Annotated in this window: 1 protein-coding gene; it reads right to left on the bottom strand. The window is 63.3% G+C overall.

The features are described 5' to 3' along the window. Positions 1 to 226, bottom strand: a 226-nt coding sequence (locus IF20_RS37050; protein WP_199896947.1) for a hypothetical protein, incomplete at both ends; no start/stop codon positions are given.

Genomic DNA, 226 nt, shown 5'->3' with positions numbered 1-226 from the left:
CTTCATGTCCTCGGCCGCGAAGCCGTACTGGTTCTTCTTGTCCGACCCGTCCCCGGCCACCATCTGGGTGCCGTGCCACAACGCCGTGATCTTGTTGTGGCAGGTCCGCTCCGCCGCCCAGAAGGCGGCCACCGTGGCGGTGATGTCATCCCGGATCTGATTGTGCTCGGCGATCAGATCCTCGTCGTAATCCCCGTCCTCATCGTCCTTGTGGTCGCGGATGAAC

It is taken from the genome of Streptomyces niger, assembly GCF_000718305.1.
Classification (GTDB): domain Bacteria; phylum Actinomycetota; class Actinomycetes; order Streptomycetales; family Streptomycetaceae; genus Streptomyces; species Streptomyces niger.
This window is presented reverse-complemented; position numbering and strand designations above follow the sequence as displayed.